Raw genomic sequence first — 6,617 nt, forward strand, 5'->3', positions numbered from 1 at the left:
CCCATGGGCTGGCCGGCGAAAGCGAAGAACTCGGGAAACTGGTGGCGCGTTACCAGATCCGCCAGACCAAGGACGACCCGCTGCGCGCGGAACTGAAGAAGGCGGCGCCGCACGCCTTCCGCCAGCCGGCGCAGACCGCCCTGGCGCGCGCCAGGGCCGCCGCGACCCGCGCGCCAGCGATGAAGGCGGCCGTCAACGCGCCGCTCCCGGCGGCGACGGGCAAAAGCGGCGAAAACGACTGGCAGGAATTTTGAACAAGCGGACGGGTCGCGCCGGATGCGCGACGACAGCGTGTAAGCCGCAAGAGGTGCGCGTATGAAAGACTCGACCAGCAATCGCTCCGCCAAGGTGAGCGAGCTCATCGCCTTCAACATCGGCGAGCAGCAATTCTGCCTGTGCACCACCTCGGTGCGCGAAATCCGCGGCTGGACGCCGGCGACCCCGCTGCCGCATGCGCCCGAGTTCGTGCTCGGGGTCGTCAATCTACGCGGGGTGGTGCTGCCGATCGTCGATCTCGCCGTCCGCCTCGGCTTTCCGCCGACCCAACCGACGGCGCGCCATGCGATCATCGTCGTCGAGGTCGGCGCCCAGGTGGCGGGCCTGCTGGTCGATGGCGTCTCGGACATCTTTACCGCTGAGGAGGCGCAGATCCAGCCGACGCCGGAAATCGCCGCCGAGACGGCCAAGCTCTACTTGCGCGGCGTCATCGCCATGGACGGCCGCCTGATCGGCGTCATCGACATCGCCAACCTGCTGCCGGCGACCGAACTCGCCGCTGCCTGAAACGGCGCGGCCCCGCCACCACAGCGACGGGACCGCGACGCGGTCGGGTCACTCGTATTGCTGCGCCGGCGCCTGTTGAGTCTGCGCCGTTTGGGCCGGTTGGGCTTGGCCGCCCTGGGCCATCGTCAAGTGGTAGGAGCACGCTGACGCCGAAGCCGCAGTGAGCGCGGCGAAGAGAAACGCGAGAAGCGTCGTTCGCATGGTGAAGCCTCCGTCTGGGCCATCCAGCGCTGGCGAGGTTAGCGGGCCGCCGGCGGAATGAAAAGCGGCGCCGAGATCACAATTGCCGGCACGGATGAATTCCGCACCAGCTTCGCGCAAGCCCGAGATCGCCGGTTCAGTTTCGGACAATGTTCGACGACGAATTTCGCCGCGCCCCGATCAGCGCGAGACCCGATGTCGTTCGTATTCCCCAACCGCGACCCGTTTGACGCGTTTCTGCAGCCGCCGATCGAAGAAGCGCCGCCGCGACCCGGCGCGACGCTCGACAATTTTGCCAATCGGCGCCGCTCGCCGGCGGTCGGACGGCGATTCTGGCGCTTCCTGGCGGAGAATTGGACGGCGTTCAACCTGGTTGAGCGCGCGCGCTGCGTGCGCATGTTTGCCCGCTTCCGTCCCGACTGGACGCGCGACGCGTTCGGCCCCGAGGACCGCGCCGTCTACGATTCGCTGCCCGAGACCTTCGCCGCCTATCGCGGCCAGAACGGCGTCGAACTCGCGGCCGGCGCCGCCTTCACCTTGTCGCTCGAGCGCGCGCGCCGTCAGGCGACCGGGCGGCGCGGCGCCGAGGCCGCCGATCCGCGAGTCTTCGCGCTTCATGCCGCCAAGCGCGAGGTCGCGCTCGCTTTCGCCGCCGACGGCGAGGGCGAAATTGTCATGTTCCCCGCGCCGCGCGTCGACCTGCGCGCGCGCCGGCTGATCGAGCTGGCGAACTAGTCGCCCGTCAGCGCCGCCACGGAGTCTCCGGCGTCGGCGTCAGCGGCCCCTTGCCGTCGACCCAGGAGAGCAGATTGTCGACCACCAGATTGGCCATCGCCGTGCGCGAATGGCCGGTCGCTGAGCCGACATGGGGCAGCAGGACGGCGTTGTCGAGCGCAATCAGCTCGGCTGGCACGCTCGGCTCGCGCTCGTAGACGTCGAGCCCGGCGGCAAGGATCACGCCGTCGCTGAGCGCCGCGATCAGCGCCGCCTCGTCGACCAGCGAGCCGCGCGCGATATTGACCAGCACGCCGTCGCGGCCGAGCGCGGCGAGCACGCGCGCGTCGACGAGATGGCGCGTCTGAGGCCCGCCCGGCGCGGCGACCATCAGGATATCGCACGCCTCGGCGAGCGCGAGCGCGGTCGGGTAATAGGGATAGGCGACGCCGTCCTGCTTGTGGCGGCCGTGATAGGCGATGCGCAGGCCGAACGCCTCGGCGCGGCGGGCGATCGCCTTGCCGATGCGGCCGAGGCCGACAATGCCCATGACGCGCCCATGCAGCGAGGCGGTGAGCGGGAACGCCCCGCTCGGCCAGCGGCCTTCGCGCAGATGGCGCTCGGCCTGCGGCAGGCGGCGCGTCGCGGCGAGCGTCAGGGCGATGGCGATGTCGGCGACGTCGTCGTCGAGCACGCCCGGCGTATGGGTGACGACGACGCCGTGCTGGCCGGCCCAGGCGGCGTCGATGTGGTCGTAGCCGACGCCGAAGCCGACGACGATTTCGAGCTTGGGCAGGCGGCGCATCAGGTCGGCGTCGACGCGCGCCGTCGCCCAGGTGGAGACGACCGCGCGCACGTTGGGCGCGACCGCGGCGAGCGTCGCTTCGCGATCGGCCGCCTGCCACAGCTTGTGCAGCGTCACGCGCCGCTCCAGCCGCTCGGCGATTTCCGCCATGCCCGGAAGCAGCATCAGGGCTTCGAACGACGCCATGGATCGCCATCCTCTTAGAACATCAGTCGCGGCGGCACTTACGACAGCCGGCGCCGGGCGACAAGCCGCGCCGCCCCTTTCGCGCCCGCCGCGGACGTGGCACATCGGCGCGCATGTCGAGTCCGTCCGAAACGCCCCTGGCGCGCCGGCGCCCCATGGCGCGCCGGCTGATGCTCGGCGATTTCCGCTCCTATGTGCGCCTCGACCTCTCGCTGGAGGGCGCGCTCGTCGTCTTCTGCGGCGAGAACGGCGCCGGCAAGACCAATCTGCTCGAAGCCCTGTCGTTGTTCGCCCCCGGCCGCGGCCTGCGCCGCGCCGAGTTCGCCGCCTGCGCGCGGATCGGCGGCGCCGGCGGCTTCGCGATCTCGATCGAGGTCGAGGACGAAGGCGCGGTCCATCAGCTCGGCGTCGGCTTCGAGCCGGGCGACGGCGACAAGCCGGGCGAGCGGCTCAACCGCATCGACCGCGCGCCGGTCGGCTCGGCGCGCGCCTTCGCCGATCACCTCCGCCTCGTCTGGCTGACGCCGACCATGGACGGGCTGTTCGTCGGTCCGGCGAGCGAGCGGCGCCGGTTTCTCGACCGGCTGGTGCTGGCCATCGACCCCAGCCACGGCGCGCGCGTCTCCGCCTTCGAGCGCGCCTTGCGCGGCCGCAACCGCCTGCTCGAAGAAGGCGCGCGCAACAGCCATTGGCTCGACGCGCTGGAGCGCGAGGCGGCGGAACTCGGCGTCGCCGTCGCCGCGGCGCGGCGCGAATGCGTCGACCGGCTCGCCGCGTCGATCGCGCGCGACCGCGATGAGGATTCGCCTTTTCCCTGGGCGGCGCTGTCGCTGGAAGGCGTAGTCGAGACGGGCGCGGCCGTGGGCCCGGCGCTGATCGCCGTGGCTCGCTACCGCGCGCTGCTCGGCGACGGCCGCGGCCGCGACGCGGCGGCGGGGCGCACGCTGGTCGGCCCGCACGTCAGCGACCTCGTCATCTTCCATGGGCCCAAGGGCGCGCCGGCGGCGCTCTCCTCGACCGGCGAGCAGAAGGCGCTGCTGGTCGGACTGGTGCTCGCCCACGCGCGGCTGGTCGCCGACATGTCGGGCGTCGCGCCGATCGCCTTGCTCGACGAAGCGACGGCGCATTTCGATCCGCGCCGCCGCGCCGCTCTGTTCGCGGCGCTGGAGCGCGTCGGCTCGCAGATATTCGTCACCGGCGCCGACCCGGCCACATTCGTCGAGCTGGGGAATCGCGCGCGGCTCTACGAAGTGACGCCCGGCCGCGCGCGGCCGTGGGCCGATCCTTAGCGCAGCGTCTCAGGCGTGGCCCGCGTCGGACGACAGCCACGCGGCGTTGACGCCGATCAGCGCCAGCGCGCGATCGTAGATGGCGTCGAAATCGGCGTCGAAGATCAGCCGCGAATCGGCGGGCGAGACCAGCCAGCCGTTGGCGAGGATCTCGCTTTCGAGCTGGCCGGAGGCCCAGCCGGCGTAGCCGAGCGCCAGCACCGCCTGGCTCGGCCCGGCGCCGCGCGCGATCGCCTTGAGGATGTCGAGCGTCGCGGTGAGGCAGACGCCGCCGCCGATCGGCACCGTCGATTCGGCGGCGCGGTAGTCGCCCGAGTGGAGGACGAAACCGCGACCGGTGTCGACCGGCCCGCCACGCAGCACCCGCATCCGCTCGGCGCTCGCCGGCAGCCGGATCGCTTCGGCTTCGCCGACGACGTCGAGCTGCACCAGCAACCGCGGGAACTCGATCTCCTCGGCGCGCTGATTGATGACGATGCCCATCGCGCCGTCCTCGCGGTGGGCGCACATGTAGACGACCGAGCGCGCGAACGGGCCGTCGCGCAGGCTGGGCATGGCGATGAGGAATTGCCCCTCGTAGCTTTGCCAGGGCGCTGATTCCGGGGTGAGGCGCATGCGCTCATGCTAGCCGTCGCCGCGGCGCCGCGAAAGGGCGAAAAAAATACGAAGCCTGGGCGCGCGGCGGGCAGGCCATCACGGTGATTTTGCTGGCCCACGGCGCGCGGCGTGGCTAAATGGCGGGAATGACGCCGCTTGCTTACGCACTCGCCGCCGCGCTCGCCTCGGTCGCGCCGGCCGCCGCCGACGATTACGCCAGCGACTGGGCGCGCGCGTCGAAAGCCGAGGCGCGGCTCATCGCCGGCGCGGCGGGCCAGGCGGCGGTCGAGGTCCGCCTCGCCCCGGGCGCGATCACCTATTGGCGCAACCCCGGCGATTCCGGCGCGCCGCCGCGTTTCGACTTCGCCGGCTCGCGCAACCTCGCCCGCGCCGAGCCGAGTTTTCCCGCGCCCAAGCGCATCGTCGAGCCCGACGGCTCGGACGCGTTCGGCTATGACGACGCCGTCGTCTTCCCCATAGCCGTCGCCGCGCGCGACGCCAGCCAGCCGGTCGAGCTCAAGCTGAAGTTCGACTATGCGGTGTGCGAGAAGCTGTGCCTGCCCGCCAAGGCCGACCTCACGCTGAGGCTGCCGCAGAGCGGCGCGAGCCCCTACGCCGCGACGATCGCGGCGGCCGCCGCCGCGGTTCCGCGCGCGAGCGATCTTTCCACGCTCGGCGGCGCGCTGGAGGCGACCGGCGCCGACGCGTGGCGTCTATGCGCCAAGGCCGAGCCCGGCCCGCCGCGCGATCTCTTCATCGAGGCGCCCGAGGGTTGGTGGTTTGCGACCAAGCCCGCCGCCGGCGCCGACGGGCGCGCGTGCTTCGCGCTCGAATTGCAGCAGAAGCCCGACGGCGCGGCGCTGCCGGTCGATGTCCGCGCGACGCTGACCGGCGGCTTAGGCGCACGCGAACTCCCGCTCGCGCTCGCCGCCCAACCGTGAGCTTGGCGCGACGCCGCGCGCGGTTAGACTGGCCCCCTTTGCCCTGGAGACGGACGATGACGATCAAGATCGGCGACAAACTGCCCAACGCCACTTTCCGCCTGCTGACCGCCGACGGCCCCAAGCCGGTGACGACGCAGGACTACTTCGCCGGCCGCAGAATTGTGCTGTTCGGCCTGCCCGGCGCCTTCACGCCGACCTGCCACAAGAACCACCTGCCCGGCTTCCTCGCCGAAGAGGCGGCGATCAAGGCCAAGGGGGTCGACGCGATCGCGATGACCTCGGTCAACGACCATCACGTGCTCGCCGCCTGGGCCAAGGCGACCGGCGCCGAAGGCCACATCGACTTCCTCGCCGACGGCGCCGCCAATTTCGCCAAGGCGGCGGGCCTCAGCTACGACGCGGAGCCAAGCGGCATGGGCATACGCTCGCGCCGCTATTCGGCGCTGGTCGAGGACGGCGTGGTGAAGCAGCTCAACATCGAGGAAGCGCCCGGCAACGCCGAGTTGTCGGGGGCGGCGCATATCCTGGCGCAGATTTGAAGACGCCGACCTTGTAGGCGCGGCCGTCGGCCGCGCCCAGACGCGGTCGACGACCGCGTCTACAAGGTCGGATGCGCTCGGCGAGCGCGTTGGAAGTTCGGGGCGACAAGTCTGTTCAGCGATCGCGTCTTTTCAAAGCGCTAGGCGCCATTTCGCGCGCGACTTTCGGTCGGCGGCGCCAAAGGGGGAATTGCCCGAGCGCTCAACCCCGCGGGGTCAATGTCAATATTAATTCGTCTGACGATTGGCGCGCATCGCGATTTCTGAGATTGCCCCCTAGTGTCGAGAAACGGCTCGTAATTTTTGTTGACTTTATTCGGAAGAATTGCCCCGCAATGTCTTTGACTATGCGCCCGCTTAACCCATTCGACGCCTCGCCTGCTGGAAACGTGAGAATTGCGCTGCTTCCGACTAAAGAAAGCACCTTGAGTAATTCTGTTATTGCATCACAAGAAGCTGTCTGAACACTATAATCCGACTGCGGTCTCAATTCTCTTGGAGGGTATCGTCCTTCACCGGAAACAGGGACTTGCTCGTGTGTCACTATAGTTTCCAGAAC

General features: G+C 70.2%; 8 protein-coding genes and 1 pseudogene. 6 read left to right on the plus strand and 3 right to left on the minus strand.

All coding sequences use genetic code 11. The features are described 5' to 3' along the window. Positions 1 to 254, plus strand: a pseudogene (locus ABSF49_RS19090) (hypothetical protein); the annotation flags it as partial. 61 nt (positions 255 to 315) lie between these two features. Further along, entirely contained in the window at positions 316 to 783 is a 468-nt protein-coding gene (locus ABSF49_RS19095; RefSeq protein ID WP_424114227.1) for a chemotaxis protein CheW, read from the plus strand. A 48-nt stretch (positions 784 to 831) separates the two neighbouring features. Here the strand turns inward: ABSF49_RS19095 and ABSF49_RS19100 are convergent, their stop codons facing one another. Then, positions 832 to 984 carry a hypothetical protein gene (locus ABSF49_RS19100; protein WP_424114228.1) on the minus strand — a complete coding sequence of 51 codons (153 nt, stop codon included), beginning with the start codon at positions 982 to 984 and terminating at the stop codon, positions 832 to 834. 195 nt (positions 985 to 1,179) lie between these two features. Between ABSF49_RS19100 and ABSF49_RS19105 the strand changes: the two genes are divergently transcribed. After that, the gene (locus ABSF49_RS19105; RefSeq protein ID WP_424114229.1) at positions 1,180 to 1,719 is read left to right on the plus strand and encodes a hypothetical protein; all 540 of its coding nucleotides are present in this window, start codon (positions 1,180 to 1,182) and stop codon (positions 1,717 to 1,719) included. A 7-nt stretch (positions 1,720 to 1,726) separates the two neighbouring features. On the opposite strand, the gene ABSF49_RS19110 is transcribed toward ABSF49_RS19105, so the two are convergent. Next, positions 1,727 to 2,689 (minus strand): 2-hydroxyacid dehydrogenase, encoded by a 963-nt coding sequence (locus ABSF49_RS19110; protein ID WP_424114230.1) that lies wholly within the window; start codon positions 2,687 to 2,689, stop codon positions 1,727 to 1,729. Positions 2,690 to 2,844: 155 nt separating this feature from the next. Here ABSF49_RS19110 and recF point away from each other — a divergent pair, with 155 nt between their 5' ends. After that, positions 2,845 to 3,978, plus strand: a complete 1,134-nt coding sequence (gene recF / locus ABSF49_RS19115) for a DNA replication/repair protein RecF (protein ID WP_424114231.1) — start codon at positions 2,845 to 2,847, stop codon at positions 3,976 to 3,978. 9 nt (positions 3,979 to 3,987) lie between these two features. Here recF and ABSF49_RS19120 read toward each other — a convergent pair whose 3' ends face one another. Next, positions 3,988 to 4,593, minus strand: a complete 606-nt coding sequence (locus tag ABSF49_RS19120; RefSeq protein WP_424114232.1) for a YqgE/AlgH family protein — start codon at positions 4,591 to 4,593, stop codon at positions 3,988 to 3,990. Positions 4,594 to 4,712: 119 nt separating this feature from the next. Between ABSF49_RS19120 and ABSF49_RS19125 the strand changes: the two genes are divergently transcribed. Together ABSF49_RS19125 and ABSF49_RS19130 are read left to right on the plus strand one after the other, a co-directional pair. Then, positions 4,713 to 5,516: a protein-disulfide reductase DsbD domain-containing protein gene (locus tag ABSF49_RS19125; protein WP_424114233.1), complete on the plus strand. Its 804-nt coding sequence runs from the start codon at positions 4,713 to 4,715 to the stop codon at positions 5,514 to 5,516. Between the two features lie 56 nt (positions 5,517 to 5,572). Continuing rightward, the gene (locus ABSF49_RS19130) at positions 5,573 to 6,058 is read left to right on the plus strand and encodes a peroxiredoxin (RefSeq protein WP_424114234.1); all 486 of its coding nucleotides are present in this window, start codon (positions 5,573 to 5,575) and stop codon (positions 6,056 to 6,058) included. Positions 6,059 to 6,617: the final 559 nt, after the last annotated feature.

This window comes from Roseiarcus sp. (assembly GCF_049514155.1).
Lineage (GTDB): Bacteria > Pseudomonadota > Alphaproteobacteria > Rhizobiales > Beijerinckiaceae > Roseiarcus.